The sequence below is a fragment of the Actinosynnema pretiosum genome (genome assembly GCF_002354875.1).
Lineage (GTDB): Bacteria > Actinomycetota > Actinomycetes > Mycobacteriales > Pseudonocardiaceae > Actinosynnema > Actinosynnema auranticum.
Window position 1 is genome coordinate 6,160,363 of the sequence record NZ_CP023445.1, and the last position, 17,875, is coordinate 6,178,237.

Below are 17,875 nucleotides of genomic sequence, written 5' to 3' on the forward strand. Positions count from 1 at the left end.
GGCGGCGTCAGACGACCACGAGGTCCTTCGTGGTCAGGGTGAGCAGCTCGGGGGCGCCTTCGCGCACCACGAGCGTGTCCTCGATGCGGACCCCACCCCGCCCGGCCAGGTACACGCCGGGTTCGACGGTGACCGCCATGCCGGGCAGAAGTGTACCTTCACCCGCCCTGGCGAGCGCTGGAGCCTCGTGGATCTGCAGGCCGACGCCGTGGCCGAGGCCGTGCGTGAAGTGCTCGCCGCGGCCAGCCGCCTCGATCACCGAGCGCGACGCGCGGTCGACGTCGGCCAGCGGGGCGCCGGGGACGAGCGCGGCGCGGCCCGCCGCCTGCGAGGTCGCGACCAGCTCGTACAGCTCGCGCTGCCAGTCGGCGGGTGGGCCGACGACGAGGGTGCGGGTCATGTCGGAGTGGTAGCCGTCGACGAGGGCGCCGAAGTCGAGCTTCACCAGGTCGCCGGCCCTGACGACGGCGTCGGTGGGGCGGTGGTGCGGGATGGCGGAGTTGGCGCCCGCCGCGACGATCGACTCGAAGGACGGGCCCTGGGCGCCGTGGTCGAGCATCCGGCTCTCCAGCTCGCGGGCGATCTCCCGCTCGGTGCGGCCCGCGCGCAGGCCGCCGTGCTCGACGAGGTCGGCGAGCGCCCGGTCGGCGGCGGCGCAGGCCATGCGGAGGGCCTCGATCTCGGTGTCGTCCTTGACCAGGCGCAGCAGCTCGACCACGCCGGGCGCGCGGACCAGCTCGACCCCGGACGCCCCGGTTCCGGCCGCGGTCGCGGCTGCGGTCAACGAGTCGAGCCCGTCGACGGTGACGTGGGCGCTCTCGAAGCCGACCCTGCGCAGCCCGGCCTTCGCGGCCCGGCCGACCAGGGCCTCCCCGCAGGGCCGGTCGGTGAGGCGTTCGAGGTCGGGCACCTGCCGGGCGGACTGGGTGGTGTAGCGGCCGTCGGTGCAGAAGGTGGTGGCCTCGTCGGAGGCGGCCGACACGAGCAGCGCGGCGTTCGACCCGGTGAACCCGGTCAGGTAGCGGATGTTGAGCAGGTTCGTGACGAGCAGCGCGTCGAGTCCCCGGTCCCGGAGCGTGGCGCGCAGCGCGGCGCGGCGCGAGGTGTGCGGCATGGCCAGGAGCCTAGGCGGAGCCGGGCGGGAGGGCCGGGGGGCGGAGCGGGGGTGGGTCGGCCCCCGCACTGGTCGGGCTCGGGCGGCGCCCGGCGGCGCTCGATCGGCTTGAGGCCAACCCCCGGCCATCCCGAGCCGCCCTCGGCCGGTAGTCCCAGGTCGGCCCGCAGCCTGCGCGGTGCGCCTCAGGGCGGCATGGGGCTGGTCGGGGCGGCGAGGTCGGGGGCGGCAAGGGCGGCGCGGTCGGGGGCGGGGTTGGCGCGGTCGGCAGGGTCGGGGTCGGCAAGGGCAGGGTCGGCAAGGGCGGCGCGGTCCGAGGCGGGGGACGGTCCGAGGCGGGGGCGGTCCAGGGCGGGGGCGGCGCGGTCCGGGGCGGGGCGGGGCGGCGCGGTCCGGGCGGGGCGGCGCGATCCGGGGCGGGGCGGCGCGGTCGGGGGGCGGTCGGCGGCGCGGTCAGCGGAGTCGGCCCTGTCGGTTCGGCGGCGAATGCATCGTTGCAAATACCGGTCGCGGTTTCCCGAATTCGCCGTGCGCCCGCTCCCCCGGTATTGCGCGATTCGCATTCGCACCGGATTTTCGCGGCCCCGGATCTCACCGGCGGCGCCCGTGCCCACCACGCTCCGGAGCCGCGAATTCCGATTCGCTCAGCGGCGCAGGTTCCCCGCCTGCGCGTACTCCTCCCACGACTCCCCCGACACCTGCGTGATCGGCGAGGAGTTCAGCTTGGCCACGTCGTCCCCGCCGACCAGCCACAGCTTGTCGTCCACCAGCAGCCCCACCTGACCGCCCGGTCCGCCGACCGCCTCCACGCCCGACGGCACCCGGCCGACCAGCGGCATCGACTCGACGGCGGCGGGCCTGCGGTCCAGGACGCCCTTCGCCAGGCGCTCGGCGACCGAGCGGCGCTCGACCCTGACCAGCTCGCCGTCCACGACCAGGTCGAGGGTGTTCTCCGGCGAGGGCACGGCGAACCCGTCGAGCACGCCCGCCTCGTCCTCGGTCTCGCAGCCCGGCGCGCCCGCGAGGTCGACGCCGAACCGGGTCAGGTCGGTGGGCGCGTTGGCCCAGCCGTCGACGGTGGCGCGCACGACGTCCAGCGGGATCCGGCCGCACGGGTCCTGCGGGGACACCGGGGCGTGGCCGTTCGGGGTGCGGACCAGTCCGGGGCCCTCGCGCCAGCGGCCGGGGATCAGGACCGGCTGGAACGGGTGCCCGGCGAAGTCGCGGTCCCAGAAGGTGACCGTGGTGCCCAGCTCGGTCTCGTGGGCGATCGCGAAGGCGCTCAGCGCGTCGATCCACATCAGGTCGGCGCTGAAGGCGTCCACGACCGAGCGGGTGCGCGGCTTGTTCGTGGCCTCCACGTCGGCGAAGCCCTGCTCGCCGAGCGCCTGCACGCCCCGGCGGAACGTCGGGTCCTGGGAGCGCAGCACGAACTGGCCCGCGCCGTTCCAGCCCGCCGCGGCGCCGGTGGTGTCGGTGAACATGAGGTAGAACCAGCCGCCCAGGAACACGGCGGCGGGCTGGCCCGAGCCGTAGGTGTTGTCGCGGGCGGTGTCGTAGGCCGGGGTGATGATCGGGGCGCCGTTGGCCATGCGGGACCAGGAGATGCCGTCCTTGCTGCTGGCGACTCCTATGGCGTTGCCGTGCGCGTGGTCCCCGGCGGCCCCGGTGTAGTACAGGTAGTACGTGTCGCCCGCCTTGACGACGGTCGGGTCGCAGGTGTGCATCCCGTCGAAGCCGGTGGTCGTGCCGCTCAGCACGGGGACGGCCCTGCTGCCGTCGGGGGCGCTGAACGGGCCGTCGAGCGAGGCGGCGCTGGAGTGGAGCAGGTCGTCGCCGGGCGGCAGGGCGTAGCCGAGCTGGCTGCACCACCACATCCGCACCCGGCCGTTCTCGACCATGACGGTGGGCCCGTAGTTGTACGGCGCGTCACCACCGCCCGCCGCGACGACACCGGGGCTCTGCCGCCCGCGGTCGGTGGTGAGCAGGACGTTCTCCGGCCGCTGGCGGGGCTGCGGGTCGGGTGGCGCCGAGGTCTCGGCCACCGGGTGGTGGTCGGGGGACGGCGCGGCCTCGCTGGGCGCGCACGCCGCGAGGGTGACGAGGACGAGGACGCCTGCGAGCGAGGACGCCGCACGCCTGTGGTGTTTGGCCATGCCGGAACTGATCTCCTGCGTGGTCTGCGGGCACACGGCAACAGGAAAGTGACTGCATTCCCGATAGGGGTTGATTATAGGGAACAAACCACCTGTTGGAGTGAAGCATTCGATGACGCGAGGACCTCACCGGGAAATCCGCCGCTGTTCTGCGGGCAGGCTCGGTAGCACTCGGTAACCCTTGTGCACGACTCTGCGTACGGACGCGTCGCGGCAAACCTGAGCCCCAACGAACCCCCTTTTGAGGTACCCCGTTGGGGGATGATGCCCGCCGGGTGGCGGGGCCGGTATGAAGTCGGGCGGGGGTGGCGCTGGTGGTCGCTCGGGGTGGTGCTCGGGCTCGCGTTCGGGCCCTGGGCCCCGTGGACGCGCGAACCGCCCCGGTCCGGGGGCTGGCTCCGGGACCGGGGCGGTTCGGGTCGTGCGCGGCGCCTCGCGCGGGGCGCGGGTCAGGCGCTGGTGGTGGCCTTGTCGACCAGGTAGCGCAGGGCGAGCGCGTAGCCCTGGACGCCCAGGCCCGCTATGACGCCCTCGGCGACCGGTGAGATGTAGCTGTGCGAGCGGAACTCCTCGCGCTTGTGCACGTTCGAGATGTGCACCTCGACCAGCGGCGCGGTGAGCTGGGCGCAGGCGTCGCGGACGGCCACCGAGTAGTGGGTCCAGGCCGCCGGGTTGAGCACCACCGGCCAGGACTCGTCGGCGGCCTCGTGCAGCCAGCCGAGCATCTCGCCCTCGTGGTCGGTCTGCCTGACCTCGACCTCGGCGCCCAGCTCGCGGCCGGTGGACTCGCAGAGCGCGACCAGGTCGGCGTAGGTGGTGCGGCCGTAGACGGCGGGCTCGCGGGTGCCGAGCCTGCCGAGGTTCGGGCCGTTGAGGACGAGGAGCCTCACAGCAGGATGCTCCCGCCGGTCCTCGGCTCGGCCGCGACGGCCGAGTAGGCGGCGGCGATCAGCGACGGGTCGGGGCCCTCGAGCCTGCCCGGCTTGGCCAGGCCGTCGAGCACGACGAAGCGGAGCACGCCCGAGCGGTTCTTCTTGTCCGAGCGCATCCCCTCCAGCAGCTGCGGCAGGGCGTCCGGGTCGTAGGCCACGGGAAGGCCCAGCGAGGTGAGGACGCTGCGGTGGCGGTCGGCGGTGGCGTCGTCCAGCCTGCCTGCCAGGCGGGCGAGCTCGGCGGCGAAGACCAGGCCGACGCTGATGGCCGCGCCGTGGCGCCAGCGGTAGCGCTCGCGGCGCTCCAGGGCGTGGCCGAGGGTGTGGCCGTAGTTGAGGATCTCGCGCAGGTTCGACTCGCGCAGGTCGCTGGACACCACGTCGGCCTTGACCTGGACCTTGCGGCGGACCAGCTCGGCGAGCACGTCGCCGGACGGGTCGAGCGCGGCGGCCGGGTCGGCCTCGATGAGGTCCAGGATCGCCGGGTCGGCGATGAAGCCGCCCTTGACCACCTCGGCCATGCCCGCGACGAGTTCGTTGCGCGGCAGGGTCTCCAGGGTCGCGAGGTCGACCAGGACGGCGGTCGGCTCGTAGAAGGTGCCGACGAGGTTCTTGCCCGCGTCGGTGTTGATGCCGGTCTTGCCGCCCACGGCGGCGTCGACCATGCCGAGCAGCGTGGTCGGCACGTTGATCAGTCGGACCCCGCGCATCCAGGTGGACGCGACGAACCCGGCGAGATCGGTGACCGCCCCGCCGCCGAGCCCGACGACGACGTCCTGCCGCCCGAGCCCGATCTGCCCGAACACGTCCCAGCAGTACCCGGCGACCCGCAGGTCCTTGCCGTCCTCGGCGTCGGGCACCTCGACCCGGTGCGCGTCGACCCCGGCCGCGCGCAACTCCTCGAGCACCGCGTCCGCCGTCTCGGCGAGCACGGCGGTGTGCACGATCGCCGCCTTCGAGGTGCCGCGCAGCAGTTCGACCAGGTCCCCGAGCAACCCTCGCCCGACGATGACCTCGTACGGCCGCTCCGCGGCCACGCGGATGCGCACCGGCTCGCCCATCACCACTCCCCTAGCTAGTCAGTCCGGCCCACATTCGACCACGCCGGGGTGAGGGGGCCACGGGCCCCACACCGGAAGCACGCCGGAGGGGGGGGTGGGTGGGGGGTGGGGTGGGCCACTCGGGGGCCGGTGAAGGAGCGGGGCGTTCGGGGGGTCACTCGAAGGGCCAGTCCCTGGGATGGGGGCGGGAACGGCGAGGGCAGGGTGTCGAGCGGCGCGGCGAGCTTTGCGGGAACCCGTAGGCGATGCCTGGGGCCACTGGCGGGACGTGGGTGGGACGGGGGTGGGACGTGGGTGGGCGGCGGGGCCAGCGTTGACTGACGCCCCGGTCGGAGAGACCAGGCGTGGTCGACCTGGAGGGCGGTACCGTCGGGGAGACCTGGCGCGGTCGGCGCAGTCGGCGCAACACGCCCAAGTGCTGCCCAGGTCGGCCCAGCACAGCCTGGCTCTGCGTGAACCAGGCTGGCGGGCTCCAGCGCGGCGCGGTCCAGCGCGGCGCGGTCCAGCGCGGCGCGGTCCAGCGCGGCGCGGTCCAGCGCGGCGCGGTGATCTTTGCGGCCTGGCTGCGCAGAGCCCGTGTGGTCTGCGCAGCCAGGGCTTCAGGAGTTGGGCGCCTCGGGGGCGGCGAGGATCGTGGAGACCACTTCCTCCGGGGTCAGGGCGTCCGTGAGCACCTCGATCTTCGCCACCTCGCGGTACAGGGGGAGCCTGGCTTCCAGGAGGGCCTTGTACGTCGCGCGGGGGTTCACGCCTGCCAGGAGTGGGCGGGCGCTGGACAGGCCCGTTCTGCGGACGCCCTCCGCCATGCCGACGTTCAGGAAGACCACGGTGTGGTCCGCCAGGAGCTCCCTGGTCCGCTCGGACAGGATCGCGCCGCCGCCGAGGGACAGGACGCCCTCGTACTCGGACAGGGCCTTGGCGACCGCGGCTTCTTCCAGCGCGCGGAACACCAGTTCGCCGTCCGTGGTGAAGATGTCCGAGATCGGCTTGCCCTGCGACTCGACGATGTCGTCGTCGGTGTCGCGGAAGCCGAGGCCCAGGTGTTCGGCCAGCAGGACGCCGACCGTGGTCTTGCCGCCTCCGGGCGGGCCCAGGACGACGAACCTCGGGCTCACCTGCCCTCCCAGCGGGCTTCCAGCTCGCGCAGGTACGAGTCGGCGTTGCGGCGGGTCTCGGCCAGCGAGTCGCCGCCGAACTTCTCCAGCGCGGCCTCCGCCACGACCAGCGCCACGACGGACTCCAGGACCACGCCCGCGCGCGGGACCGCGCAGACGTCCGAGCGCTGGTGGATCGCCACGGCGGGCTCGCCGGTGCGGGTGTCGATGGTCGACAGCGCCCTCGGCACGGTCGAGATCGGCTTCATGGCGACGCGCACGCGCAGCGGCTCGCCGTTCGTGATGCCGCCCTCCAGGCCACCGGCCCGGTTCGAGCGGCGGGTCACGCCCTTGGGGCCGTCGCCGCGGTCGATCTCGTCGTGGGCCTGGCTGCCCCACCTGGTGGCGCTGGTGAAGCCGTCGCCGACCTCGACGCCCTTCATCGCCTGGACGCCCATCAGGGCGCCGGCGAGCCTGGCGTCGAGCCTGCGGTCCCAGTGGACGTGCGAGCCGAGACCGGGCGGGAGGCCGTAGACGATGACCTCGATGACGCCGCCGACGGTGTCACCGGCTTCCTTCACCGCCTCGACCTCGGCGACCATCGCCGCCGTGCCGTCCGGGTGGAAGGCGCGGACCGGGCTCTCGTCGATCGCGGCCAGGTCACCGGGACCGGGGAGAGGGGCGTCGGCCGGGGTGCTCGCGCCGCCGATCGAGACGACGTGGCTGATCACGTCGACGTCGAGGAGCTGCTTGAGGAAGTGCCTGGCCACGGTGCCGAGCGCGGTGCGGGCCGCGGTCTCGCGAGCGCTGGCGCGCTCCAGAACCGGACGGGCCTCGTCGAACCCGAACTTCTGCATACCGGGCAGGTCGGCGTGACCGGGCCGAGGGCGGGTGAGGGCCTCGTTGCGACCGGTCGGCTTGAGCTCGGACGGGTCAACCGGGTCCGGGGACATCACCTTCTGCCACTTGGGCCACTCGGTGTTGCCGATCCGGACGGCGATCGGACCGCCCTGCGTCAGGCCGTGGCGGACACCACCCAGGACCTCGACCTCGTCGGCCTCGAACCCCATGCGGGGACTGCGGCCGAAACCGAGCCTGCGGCGCTCGAGTTGAGCGGTCAGGTCGGACGTCGTGACCTCGACCCCGGCGACCATGCCTTCCAGCACGGCGACGAGAGCCGGGCCGTGGGACTCCCCAGCGGTGATCCAGCGCAGCACGACCGGCATCTTCGCACAGGCACAGGGGGAACGCGCAGGTGGTTGGGGGGCGATTGTCCCGAGGGGTGGATGTGGGGGTGATCACCTGGGTGGGGGTGGTCGGCGGGGTGGGGGTGGTCGGCAGGGGTGGTTGCCTGGGGGCTGGCCAGCTGGTGCGGTGGTCGGGTCAGTGCGCCACCGGGTGCAGGGGGTGGTGGGTGAGATCAAAAGCTGAAGAGCCACAAGCCACAAGCACGCCTCGCCGGCGGGGCAGACCTCCAAAAAAGAGGGAGACGGGCTCTGCCGGCCGGTGACCGTTCCGCTGGTGGTTCGGTTTACCACTGCGGTGGTCCGGGTCCCTCTTCTCCGTTTGGCCTCCTTTCAGGCAAGCACGCTCGTCAAGACGCCGTATGACTCGGGCGGTCTTCCGGGCAGTGCGGCGGCATCTTGACAAGCGTGCTCGGGCTTCGCCAGGCCAAACGGAGAAGAGGGACGCGGGGAGGGTGCTCTGTGCGCACGCTCCGCGTGCGCATATCGCCCGCGCTTGCCTTCGACTGGGCAGTGGCCGTCTTTCCGGTTGGTGGATTGCCCGCCCCCCGTTGTGATGGTTGAGAGCTACGCCTTTCCGCAGTGGCTGTAGCTGTGGCTGAGCGGGCCGCCGTACCCGGCCAGCTTGTTCTGCCCCTCCCGACCCGGCACGACCCTGCCCAACTCGATCCGACCCGAGCCGAGCGAGCCAGCCGCGGCCAGCCCCGGCCCTGTCCGGCCGACCCGGCCTTGCCTGCCCGCTCCAGGCCCTACCCGGCCTGATTCTGCCCAGCCCAGCCCGACCTACCCGGCCCTGTCCTGCCTGCCCCCGCCAGGCCCTACCCAACCTTGCCCAGTCCTGCCCGGCCCTGCCCGACCCGGCCCAACCTGGCCCTGCCCGACCTGCCCTGCCCTGCCCAGCCCCCGGCCTGGCCCTCGGCCCTGCCCTGCCCCGCCCAACCTGGCCCAGCCCAGCCCAGCCCAGGAGCGGCTTACACCGCCACGACGGAGAGCAGCCACGTTGAGCCCAGCAGGCCTGGGCCGTGTGGGAGGGACCAGGGTGGGTGGTTGCGGGTGGGGAGGCGGGAGAGGAGGAGGGTGGTCAGGCTTGCCAGGGCTGTTGCCAGGGGGAGTGCGGTCCAGGAGACGCAGGCCAGGACTGCGCCCAAGGGGCCTGACAGCTTCACGTCGCCCCCGCCCAGGGCGGTTGGGCGTAGCAGGTGGATGAGCAGGTGGGCGCCGGCGAACAGGGCGCAGCCGGCCAGGGCCCGTAACGGGTCTGCGCCTGACATGGCCAGGAGCAGGAGGAGGGCCGGGTAGGCCGGGAGGGTGAGGGCGTTCGGGAGTCTGCGGTGGCGCAGGTCCACGAGCGTCAGGGCTACGCCTAGCCAGGCCAGGGTCAGGGGGACGGGGAGCCAGCTCGGGGGGACGTTCAGGGCTCCCGTCAGGCACCACAGGAGTGCTGTTGGTGGGGCGCACCACCACCAACGGGCATTTGTTCCGCGACGCAGGCGGCGCAGGGTGGGAGGGATCAGGAGGCCGGCCAGGAAACCCAGGTAGGTCAGGTGGAATGTCATGGGTTCACGGTGCGCCTGCGGGGTTGAGCTGGGCAAGGGGAAAGCGGGGGAGGTTTGAGTGAACGGACCGTTCATCCGGGGTTTTTGGGGTGAACGGTCCGTTCATCGGTGGAGAATGTGAATAACCTTGCGGGGTTAGCGCGGCGGAGTGGTTATTCGGGGGTTCAGGAGCGAGGGGGTTAGCGGTCCCAGGTGAACAGCGGGGTTCCCGCGTTCACGTGGCCGCCCCAGGGGGCTGCCGGGGACAGGGCGGACGGGTCCGCCTCCAGGGCCACCACGGGGCAGATCGGGGCGTAGCCCGCCGCCTCCACCTCGGCGGGGTCCCAGGTCACCACGCGTTGGCCCGCCTCCACGGCGTCGCCCTTCTCCACGTGCACGGTGAAGCCCTCGCCCCTGCGCTTCACGGTGTCGATGCCCAGGTGCACCAGGACCGCGCCGCCGTCGGCGCCCGCCACGACGAACGCGTGCGGGTGCAGGGTCACGACGGTCCCGGTGATCGGGGACAGCACGTCGGCCGCCTCGCGGTCCGGTTCCACCGCGAAGCCCGGACCCACCATCGCCTGCGCGAACACCGGGTCCGGCACCTGGTCGAGGGACACCGGGCGACCGCTCACGGGGGACTGGACGCTCAGGGTCACAGCAGGTCCTCGATGTCGCTGGCGATGGTGTCCGCCTCCGGGCCGACCACGACCTGGACGACCGAGCCCTGCCGCATCACGCCGTGCGCGCCCAGCGCCTTCAGCGCCTTCTCGTCGACCAGCGACCCGTCCTCCAGCTCGCAGCGCAGCCGGGTGATGCAGGGTTCGATCTCCACGATGTTGTCGGCCCCGCCGAGCGCGGCCAGGATTCCCGCAGCCTTCTCGTCAGCCATGTCACGAGTCCTCTCTCGACTTCACCGTTGGTGAGCGCCCCCGCTTGGCCACGGTCGCGTAACGGCGGGTTGACACCCGATCAGCGGGCGGAGCATCCTCCCCGCACCAACTGGTCTAGACCGGAAAGTACCAATCCCGGCTGGCAGGCGCGACGACGGGAGGAGGTTGACCGTGCAGCACCGGATCGTCGACGGCCCGAAGCCCAAGCACGCTCAGTTGCGGGACATCCTCCGCGCGGTGGCCGACGAGGCCCCACCGGGGTCCGCCATCCCGTCCGAGCGCGACCTCGCCACCCGGTACCGGGTCTCCCGCATCACGGTGCGGGCCGCGATCGGCCAGCTGGTCTCCGAGGGCCTGCTCACCAGGGCCAAGGGCCGCGGCACGTTCACCGCCAAGCGCCGGATGGACGTGCAGCTCTACCTGGAGTCCTTCACCGACGACATGCGCAAGCGCGGCTTCACGCCGTCGTCGGAGGTGCTGCGCTGTGCCGAGGAGCCCCCGCCGGTGTCGGCGGCGTCCGCGCTGGGCCTGGGGCCCGGCGAGCCCGCGTGCGCGGTGGTCCGCCTGCGCAGGGCGGACGGCGTGCCGCTGACCGTCGAGCGCGGCTGGTACAGCCCGCGCGTCGTGCCGGGCCTTCCCGAGCACGACCTGACCGGCTCCCTCTACGCGATCATCGCCGACGCCTACGGCGTCCAGCTCGACCACGCGGAGCAGACCGCGTGGGCCGAGGGCGCGGACCGGGCCACGGCCCGGCTGCTGGGCGTGCGCGAGGGCAGTCCGCTGCTGGTGTTCCGCAGGGTCGCGGGCAGCGGCGGCAGGCCGGTCGAGGACATGACGTCCTGGTACCGGGGTGATCTCTACCAGGTGACCATGCAACTGGACCGGACCGTCCCGGACTCCGGCCCGCACTCCGCCAAGGGAGGTACCACATGAGCGCCAGCGCCCCACAGGCGACGGGCGGTCGTGAGATCAAGGGACTGGCCGGGTTGCAGAGGTTCGGCCGCAGCTTGATGCTGCCGATCGCCGCGCTCCCCGTCGCCGGCCTGCTGCTCCGCCTCGGCCAACCCGACTTGCTCGGCGCCAAGGGTCTCGGCTGGATCCAGGTGGCCGCCGTCATCGGCGGCGCGGGCGACGCGCTGTTCACCAACCTGCCGCTGCTGTTCGCGGTGGGCGTGGCGATCGGCTTCGCCCGGCGCGGCGACGGCTCCACCGCGCTGGCCTCGGTGGTCGGCTACGTGGTGATCCAGGCCGTCTTCAAGGCGATGTCGCCGTTCGTGCTGGACCAGCCGAACCCCGACAAGCCGGTGCTGATCAACTACTCGGTGCTGGCGGGCGTGATCGTGGGTCTGATCACAGCCGTGCTGTGGCAGCGGTACCACCGCATCAAGCTCCCCCCGTACCTGGCGTTCTTCGGCGGCAGACGGTTCGTGCCGATCCTGGTCGCGGGCGTCATGGTCGTCCTGGGCGTGCTGCTCGGCCTGGTGTACCCGCTGTTCAACGCGGGCCTGACCTGGCTCGGCGAGGCCGTCTCCAGCAGCACGATCCTGGGCGCGGGCATCTACGGCACGGTCAACCGGCTGCTGATCCCGCTGGGCCTGCACCACATCCCGAACACCTTCGTCTGGCAGGTCTTCGGGGAGTACGAGGGCAAGACCGGTGACATCCAGCGGTTCTTCGCGGGCGACCCGACGGCGGGCACGTTCCAGACCGGCTTCTTCCCGATCTTCATGTTCGCCCTCCCGGCCGCCGCGCTGGCGATCGTGCACACCGCCCGCCCGGCGCAGAAGAAGGTCGTCGCGGGCATCATGGGCTCGGCCGCGCTGACCGCGTTCATCACCGGCGTCACGGAGCCGCTGGAGTTCGCGTTCATGTTCGTCGCCTGGCCGCTGTACCTGATCCACGCGGTGCTCACCGGCACCTCGATGGCGATCAGCAACGCGCTCGGCATCCGCGACGGCTTCTCGTTCTCGGCGGGCGCGATCGACTACGCGCTGAACTTCAACATCGCCGAGAAGCCGCTGCTGATCATCGTGCTGGGCCTGGTCTACGCGGTGGTGTACTACTTCCTGTTCCGCTTCGTCATCACGAAGTGGAACCTGCGGACGCCGGGCCGGGACGAGGACGAGGACCCCGAGGCCGACCCGAGCGTCGTCGAGGGCGCCAGGCCCGAGGGCAGGACCGGGCAGGACGGGACCCGCGGGGCCAAGAACCGGCCCGAGCGGTCCTAGTGACGAGAGGTAGGGACCATGCCTGAACGACGGGTGACGGTGGCGAGCAAGGTCGGGCTGCACGCCCGCCCGGCGGCGCTGCTGGCCAAGGCGGCGGCGGAGCGCAAGCCGGTGAAGGTCACCATCGCCAAGGGCGAGGGGCAGCCGGTGGACGCCGCGTCCGTGCTGGGCCTGATGACCCTGGGCGCGATGCACGGCGACGAGGTCGTGCTGACCGCCGAGGGCGACGGGGCCGAGGAGGCGCTGGCGGCCATCGCGGAGATCATCGCCACCGACCTGGACGAGGGCTGACCCACCGCAGCGCAGTGCAGAACGGCCGCGCCCCCACCCCGGAAGCCGGGGGTGGGGGCGCGGTCTCGTTGGTGCGCGGGGTCTCACACCGGCAGCGGCAGCAGGTTCCCGGTCGCGGCGCGCAGCGCCGCGCGCATCGCCTCGCGCGGCGCGGGCAGGCCGGTGAACAGCTCGGCCTGGCCGAACGCCTGGTGCAGCAGCATGTCCAGGCCCGTCGCCGGTTCCCGGCCGAGCCGCCGCACGGCCAGCGCCAGCGGGGTCGGCCACGGGTGGTAGATCACGTCGAGCACGGCGGGCGTGGCCGCGAGCAGGTCGGCGACCGGCTCGGTCGCGGCCGGCGGCACGGTGCTGACCAGCACGTCCGCCTCCGACACCAGCGCGCCGAAGTCGGCCGAGTCCCAGGTCACCAGGTCCAGCTCGACGCCCGCCCGCTCCGCGCAGGCCACCGCCTCGCCCGCCCGCGCGACGTCCCGCACGACGAGCGCCGCGGACCGCACGCCCACCGACGCCAGCCCGACCAGCGCCGCCGTGGCGGTGCCGCCCGCGCCGAGCACGATCCCGCGCTCGCCGGAGGTGAACCCGGCCGCAGCCCGCAGCGCCCCGACCACGCCGTCCACGTCGGTGCACTCCGCCCGCCAGCCGCCCTCGAACGGCACGAGCGTGTTCGCCGCGCCCACGAGCACGGCGGTCCGCGACGGCGCGGTGGCCACGGCCAGCGCGGCGCGCTTGTCCGGCATGGTGACCGACAACCCGACCCACTCGGGGCCGAGGCCGCGCACGAGCTCCGCGACCCCGTCCTCCGGGCAGTCGATCGAGCCGTACTCCCAGCCGCGCAGCCCGAGCGCCTCGAAGCACGCGTTGTGCAGCACGGGTGACAGGGAGTGGGCGACGGGCGAGCCGATCACGGCCGCCCGCCTGCCGTCAGTTGTTGCCGAAAACACCTTCGGTGATCGCCTTGTCCACGAGCTTCTGGTGCTCCTCGAAGGTCTTCGCGAAGCAGGAAGTGCCGTCCTTCTGGCACTTCACGAAGTACTCCCACTCACCGTTCTCCGGGTTGATCGCCGCCTCGATCGCCTGCTTGCTCGGCGAGCCGATCGGGGTCGGCGGCAGGTTCGGGAACTTGTAGGTGTTGTACGGGCTGTTCGAGTCCCGGTCGTCGGCGCTGGTCTCCAGGGTCGGCTTGTCCAGCTCGTAGTTGATCGTCGAGTCCAGCTGGACGGGCATCCCGATGGAGAGCCGGTTCTGGATCACCCGCGAGACCCGCGCGAAGTCCTTCTCCAGCCCTTCCTTCTCCACCAGCGACGCGATGACCAGCACCTCGTACGGCCGGAACCCGGTGTTCTTGGCGCCGCCGGGGATGCCGTAGCTCTGGATGCGGTTCGCCGAGGTGGTGATGACGTCGCGCAGCAGCTCCGCGGCGGGCACGTTCGGCTTCAGGTGGTACAGGCCGGGCACGATCAGGCCCTCCAGCCTGCGCGCCTTGTTGACCTTGGTGAAGTCCGCCATGGCCCACTCGGGGACGCCCAGCGACGCCGGGTCGGCGTTCTCCGCCGCGTCCCTGACCTCGTCGGAGGTCACGCACTTCTTCTGCCCGTCGATCTCCACGCAGGACGCCTCGGCGATCAGCGTGAAGACGCCCTTGGTGACCGAGCCGCCCGGCTGCGTGATGTCGTGCAGCACGAACCCGCCGCGCACCTCCAGCGGCACGATCTTCGACTTGGGGTCGACCATCATCGTGACCGCGTTGGCGCCCGACATGTTGGTCTTGAGCAGGTAGAAGCCGGGCTGGATGCCGGTGACCCTGGCGTCGTTCTTGCTCGCCTCGGTGAACGCGCGGGCGCTGGCGACGACGCCCTGCTCCTTCAGCGTGGTCGCGATCGCGCTGACCGGGTCGCCGTCCTTGACCTCGACGATCGCGTCGGTGTCACCGGCCCCCGAGTAGTCCTCCCACGAGCCGATGCCCGAGAGCGTCCGGTACCCGTAGTACGCGCCGCCGCCGCCGACGGCGAGGACCAGCGCCACCGCGGTCCACATGACCGCGGTGCGCTTCCGCTTGCCCTTCAAGCGCGAGGCGAGCGCGGCCTTGGCGCCTCTGCCGCCCCGCTCGTCCTTCGCTTCAGGGTCGTTGAACAACCCGAGATCGTCGTTCACGAGCCGTCCTTCGCTCCAGGTGACCGCTCGGAGGCGGCCCTCGCCACGTGTCGCGCTCGTGCGTCGAGCCAGGACTGCAGGATCTCGACAGCGGCAGCCTGGTCAACGACGGCACGTTGCTTCTTGCCCCGCACCCCCCGCTGAGCCAGCACGCGGCTCGCCGTCACGGTGGTCAGCCGCTCGTCGGTGAGCCGCACCGGGAGAGGTGCGACCCGCTCGGCGAGCGCCGCCGCGTAGGCCGTGGCGGCCTGGGCCGCCGGTCCGTGCTTGCCCGCGAGGGTCCGGGGCAGGCCGACCACGACTTCCACCACGTCGTGCTCGGCTGCCAGACCGACCAGGTCGTCCAGGTCCCGGCCGTTCTTCTCGTCACGGGACAGGGTAACCAGCGGGGTGGCCAGAAAGGCACCCGGATCGCTCAGCGCGACCCCGACCCGGACCGCCCCGACGTCGACGCCCAGCCTCCGACCGAGGCCGGGGTCGTCGACGCCGGGGGTGTCACCGCTGCTCAAGGGCGCGTTCCACCTCGGCGAGCACGGCGGCCACGGCCTGCGGCACGCCCGCCGGGTTGGTGCCACCGCCCTGGGCCAGGTCGGGCTTGCCGCCGCCACGGCCGCCGACGGCGGGCGCGAAGGCGGGCACGAGCTTGCCCGCGGCGAGACCCAGGTCGCGGGCGCCCGCCGTGGTGGCGACGACGAAGCTGACCTTCTCGCCGTCCGGGGCGAACAGCGCGACCACGCCGGGCTTGTCGGCCATCCGGCCGCGCACCTCGCTGGCGATCGCGCGCACGTCGCCGCCGGAGGTGCCCTCCGGCAGGGCCAGCGCGAGCACGGACACGCCGCGCACGTCCAGCGCCTGCGAGACCAGCGACCCGGCGGAGGCCACGAGCTGGGCGGAGCGGACCTTCTCCAGCTCCTTCTCGGCCGCGCGCAGCCGCTCGACCAGCGCCTCGACGCGGGCGGGCACCTCGGCGTCGGGCACCTTCAGCATGGAGGCCACGTTCTGCACCAGCGCCCGCTCCTGGGCGAGGTACTTGAACGCCTCGATGCCGACGTAGGCCTCCAGCCGTCGCACCCCGGAGCCGACCGACGACTCGCCGATGACGGTGATGGGGCCGATCTGCGAGGAGTGCTCGACGTGCGTGCCACCGCACAGCTCGCGCGACCACCGCCCGCCGATCTCGACCACGCGCACGGTCTCGTCGTAGGTCTCGCCGAACAGCGCGACCGCGCCCATCTCCTGGGCGCCGGACATGTCGGTGTAGACCACGCTCACCGGCAGGTCCTTGCGGACCGCCAGGTTCGAGACCTCCTCGATCTCGCTGCGCGTGGACTCGGACAGGCCGCCGGTCCAGGCGAAGTCGAGCCGCAGGTAGCCGGGCTTGTTGTACGAGCCGGACTGGAGCGCGGACGGGCCGAGCACCTGGCGCAGGGCGGCGTGCACGACGTGCGTGCCCGAGTGCCCCTGGCGGGCCCCGACGCGCCACTCGGCGTCGACGCGCGCCTCGACCTTCTCGCCCTCGGCGATCTCGCCGGAGACCACGCGGACCTGGTGCACCCACAGCTTGCGGGCGACCTTCTGGACGTCCACGACCTCCAGCTCGGCGCCGCCGGAGACGATCACGCCCGCGTCGCTCTCCTGGCCGCCGGACTCGGCGTACAGGGGGGTGCGGTCGAGCACGACCTCGACGATGTCGCCCTCGCGGGCGGACTTGACCCGCTTGCCGCCGGACACGATGCCGCGCAGCACGGCCTCGCTGGCCAGCTCGGTGTAACCGGTGAACTCGGTGGCGCCCAGCTCCAGCAGCTCGCGGTACACCGTCTGGTCGCCGTGGCCGGTCTTCTTGCCCGCCGCGTCGGCCTTGGCGCGGGCGCGCTGCTCGGCCATGAGCTTGCGGAAGCCGTCCTCGTCCACCGTCAGACCGGCCTCGGAGGCCATCTCCAGGGTGAGGTCGATCGGGAACCCGTAGGTGTCGTGCAGCTGGAAGGCCTTGTCACCGGGCAGGATCGCGCGGCCCTGCGACTTCACCGCCCCCGCGGCGGTCTCGAAGATCCGGGAGCCCGCGTCCAGCGTGCGCAGGAACGTGTCCTCCTCGGCCTTGAGGACCTGCTCGATGCGGGCGAACCCGCTGACCAGCTCCGGGTAGGAGGGGCCCATGGTGTCGCGCACGACGGCGGCGAACGTCTGGAGCACCGGCTCGGTCACGCCCAGCAGGCGCGAGGAGCGCACGATGCGGCGCAGCAGGCGGCGCAGCACGTAGCCGCGGGCCTCGTTGCCGGGGGTGACGCCGTCGCCGACGAGCAGCACGCCGGAGCGCGCGTGGTCGGCGATGACCCGGAAGCGGACGTCGTCCGTCGGGTTGTCGCCGTACTTGCGGCCGGACAGCTCCTCGGCCTTGGTGATGACGGCCCGCACCAGGTCGGTCTCGTAGACGTTGTCCACGCCCTGCAGCAGGAACGCCACCCGCTCGACGCCCATGCCGGTGTCGATGTTCTTGGACGGCAGCTCGCCCAGGATCGGGTAGTCGCGCTTGGCGCCGCCCGCCCCGCGCTCGTTCTGCATGAAGACCAGGTTCCAGATCTCCAGGTACCGGTCCTCGTCCACGACCGGGCCGCCCTCGGCGCCGAACTCGGGGCCGCGGTCGTAGTAGATCTCCGAGCACGGGCCGCACGGGCCGGGGACGCCCATGGACCAGTAGTTGTCCTCGACGTCCCGGCGCTGGATGCGCTCCGGCGGCAGACCGGCGATCTTCTGCCACAGGTCGGCGGCCTCGTCGTCGTCCAGGTAGACGGTGACCCACAGGCGCTCGGGGTCGAAGCCGTAGCCGCCGTCGTCCTGGGACTTGGTGACCAGGTCCCAGGCGAGCCGGATGGCGTCTTCCTTGAAGTAGTCGCCGAACGAGAAGTTGCCCGCCATCTGGAAGAACGTCAGGTGGCGGGTGGTCTTGCCGACCTCGTCGATGTCCGGGGTGCGCACGCACTTCTGCACGCTGGTGGCGCGCTTGTGCGGCGACGGGGCCTCACCGAGGAAGTAGGGCTTGAAGGGCACCATGCCCGCGTTGACGAACAGCAGGTTCGGGTCGTCCAGCAGCAGGGAGGCGCTGGGGACGACGGCGTGCCCGGCGTTCTCGAAGTGCTCGCGGAAGCGCTTGATGATCTCGTGTGTCTGCACGGTCGGGT

The 17,875-nt window shown here is 72.5% G+C and carries 16 protein-coding genes; 3 read left to right on the forward strand and 13 right to left on the reverse strand.

Features of this window, described 5'->3' with window-relative positions:
* Positions 1–7: 7 nt before the first annotated feature.
* From CNX65_RS26130 to CNX65_RS26170, 9 genes are all read right to left on the reverse strand, one after another.
* Positions 8–1,114: a M24 family metallopeptidase gene (locus CNX65_RS26130; RefSeq protein ID WP_096496124.1), complete on the reverse strand. Its 1,107-nt coding sequence runs from the start codon at positions 1,112–1,114 to the stop codon at positions 8–10.
* Positions 1,115–1,758: 644 nt separating this feature from the next.
* Positions 1,759–3,270, reverse strand: a complete 1,512-nt coding sequence (locus tag CNX65_RS26135) for a glycoside hydrolase family protein (RefSeq protein WP_096496125.1) — start codon at positions 3,268–3,270, stop codon at positions 1,759–1,761.
* A 449-nt stretch (positions 3,271–3,719) separates the two neighbouring features.
* On the reverse strand, positions 3,720–4,160 hold the full coding sequence (gene aroQ, locus CNX65_RS26140; protein ID WP_096496126.1) for a type II 3-dehydroquinate dehydratase: 441 nt from the start codon (positions 4,158–4,160) through the stop codon (positions 3,720–3,722).
* The gene (gene aroB / locus CNX65_RS26145; protein WP_096496127.1) at positions 4,157–5,263 is read right to left on the reverse strand and encodes a 3-dehydroquinate synthase; all 1,107 of its coding nucleotides are present in this window, start codon (positions 5,261–5,263) and stop codon (positions 4,157–4,159) included. The genes aroQ and aroB overlap by 4 nt, the downstream gene beginning before the upstream one ends.
* 599 nt (positions 5,264–5,862) lie before the next feature.
* Complete coding sequence (locus tag CNX65_RS26150; RefSeq protein WP_096496128.1) at positions 5,863–6,378, reverse strand: shikimate kinase; 516 nt, start codon at positions 6,376–6,378, stop codon at positions 5,863–5,865.
* Complete coding sequence (aroC, locus tag CNX65_RS26155) at positions 6,375–7,574, reverse strand: chorismate synthase (protein ID WP_096498012.1); 1,200 nt, start codon at positions 7,572–7,574, stop codon at positions 6,375–6,377. Before aroC ends, CNX65_RS26150 begins: the two co-directional genes overlap by 4 nt.
* Before the next feature lie 998 nt (positions 7,575–8,572).
* Positions 8,573–9,232, reverse strand: coding sequence for an A24 family peptidase (locus CNX65_RS26160; RefSeq protein WP_309142049.1), 660 nt, complete (start codon positions 9,230–9,232; stop codon positions 8,573–8,575).
* Between the two features lie 104 nt (positions 9,233–9,336).
* Positions 9,337–9,795 (reverse strand): PTS sugar transporter subunit IIA, encoded by a 459-nt coding sequence (locus CNX65_RS26165; RefSeq protein WP_096496130.1) that lies wholly within the window; start codon positions 9,793–9,795, stop codon positions 9,337–9,339.
* Positions 9,792–10,028 carry a glucose PTS transporter subunit EIIB gene (locus tag CNX65_RS26170; RefSeq protein WP_015803964.1) on the reverse strand — a complete coding sequence of 79 codons (237 nt, stop codon included), beginning with the start codon at positions 10,026–10,028 and terminating at the stop codon, positions 9,792–9,794. Before CNX65_RS26170 ends, CNX65_RS26165 begins: the two co-directional genes overlap by 4 nt.
* Before the next feature lie 166 nt (positions 10,029–10,194).
* On the opposite strand from CNX65_RS26170, the gene CNX65_RS26175 reads away from it, so the two are divergent.
* Genes CNX65_RS26175 through CNX65_RS26185 form a run of 3 tightly spaced genes read left to right on the forward strand, consistent with a single transcriptional unit; the run spans position 10,195 to position 12,548 of the window.
* Complete coding sequence (locus CNX65_RS26175; RefSeq protein ID WP_177154687.1) at positions 10,195–10,962, forward strand: GntR family transcriptional regulator; 768 nt, start codon at positions 10,195–10,197, stop codon at positions 10,960–10,962.
* Entirely contained in the window at positions 10,959–12,257 is a 1,299-nt protein-coding gene (locus tag CNX65_RS26180; RefSeq protein ID WP_096496132.1) for a PTS transporter subunit EIIC, read from the forward strand. The genes CNX65_RS26175 and CNX65_RS26180 overlap by 4 nt, the downstream gene beginning before the upstream one ends.
* An 18-nt stretch (positions 12,258–12,275) precedes the next feature.
* Complete coding sequence (locus CNX65_RS26185) at positions 12,276–12,548, forward strand: HPr family phosphocarrier protein (protein ID WP_096496133.1); 273 nt, start codon at positions 12,276–12,278, stop codon at positions 12,546–12,548.
* A gap of 83 nt (positions 12,549–12,631) precedes the next feature.
* On the opposite strand, the gene CNX65_RS26190 is transcribed toward CNX65_RS26185, so the two are convergent.
* The 4 genes from CNX65_RS26190 to alaS are packed head-to-tail and all read right to left on the reverse strand — an operon-like array spanning position 12,632 to position 17,867.
* Positions 12,632–13,489 carry a shikimate dehydrogenase gene (locus CNX65_RS26190; RefSeq protein ID WP_096496134.1) on the reverse strand — a complete coding sequence of 286 codons (858 nt, stop codon included), beginning with the start codon at positions 13,487–13,489 and terminating at the stop codon, positions 12,632–12,634.
* Complete coding sequence (gene mltG, locus CNX65_RS26195) at positions 13,470–14,699, reverse strand: endolytic transglycosylase MltG (RefSeq protein ID WP_096496135.1); 1,230 nt, start codon at positions 14,697–14,699, stop codon at positions 13,470–13,472. The genes CNX65_RS26190 and mltG overlap by 20 nt, the downstream gene beginning before the upstream one ends.
* Complete coding sequence (gene ruvX, locus CNX65_RS26200) at positions 14,696–15,208, reverse strand: Holliday junction resolvase RuvX (RefSeq protein WP_015803970.1); 513 nt, start codon at positions 15,206–15,208, stop codon at positions 14,696–14,698. Before ruvX ends, mltG begins: the two co-directional genes overlap by 4 nt.
* Positions 15,195–17,867: an alanine--tRNA ligase gene (gene alaS / locus CNX65_RS26205; protein ID WP_096496136.1), complete on the reverse strand. Its 2,673-nt coding sequence runs from the start codon at positions 17,865–17,867 to the stop codon at positions 15,195–15,197. The genes ruvX and alaS overlap by 14 nt, the downstream gene beginning before the upstream one ends.
* Positions 17,868–17,875: the final 8 nt, after the last annotated feature.